General features: G+C 40.8%; 2 protein-coding genes. Both read right to left on the reverse strand.

What is annotated here, in order from left to right; all coding sequences use genetic code 11:
* A partial coding sequence (locus B4F08_RS13145) for a bestrophin family ion channel (RefSeq protein WP_291374707.1) occupies nucleotides 1-140 on the reverse strand: 140 nt, incomplete at its 3' end.
* A gap of 75 nt (nucleotides 141-215) precedes the next feature.
* Nucleotides 216-660: JAB domain-containing protein (locus tag B4F08_RS13150; protein WP_291374679.1), on the reverse strand; the 445-nt coding region annotated here is incomplete at its 5' end.

A 660-nucleotide genomic window follows, 5' to 3' on the forward strand; every position in this document is an offset into this window, starting at 1 on the left:
AAATAGCCGACATAGGACAAAATGCCAATAATGGCAGAGACCAACATGACCACGCCCAAAGGGGGTAAAACTTTGGGAAGAATGGTGCCACGCCATGAAAAAAGCACCTTAAAAATACTGGGCTGATCACGCACAATCATGTGATTAGAATTCTTTTACAATTTTGCTTGATCTTCATATTTGTCGTGGTATTTGTCAATCATTTGTCTGCATATTTAAGTGGGTTGGATCAGGTCGTGTTCAGCAAAAGAAAATGTACCTTCGGGCGATAAAATAAAATGATCAATCAGTTGAATGTCCACGAGCTTACTGGCTTGAAGAATACGCTCGGTCAGTTCGATATCCGCCGCGGAGGGCTGAGCTTTTCCAAGCGGATGGTTATGGGCAATCACGACAAAGGTAGCATGTTGAGCAATACAATAACGGAGCAATTGGTTGATCGAGATTTCACAAGAATTTACTGCACCAAAGAACAACTTTTTAAAGTTTATTTTTCTTAAATGTGCATCGAGACAGAGTACGGCAAAAACCTCTTGGTTCTCGCTTGAAAATTCATATTGTAAAAACTTGAGTAACTGAGCTGAATGATTGAGCTCTAACTTTTCTTGCTTGAGCTGCTGACTACTGTAGCGTCGTCCCAATTCTTTGACGGCCATTAAT

The sequence above is a fragment of the Acinetobacter sp. UBA6720 genome (genome assembly GCF_002454215.1).
In the GTDB taxonomy this organism is placed as follows: Bacteria; Pseudomonadota; Gammaproteobacteria; order Pseudomonadales; family Moraxellaceae; genus Acinetobacter.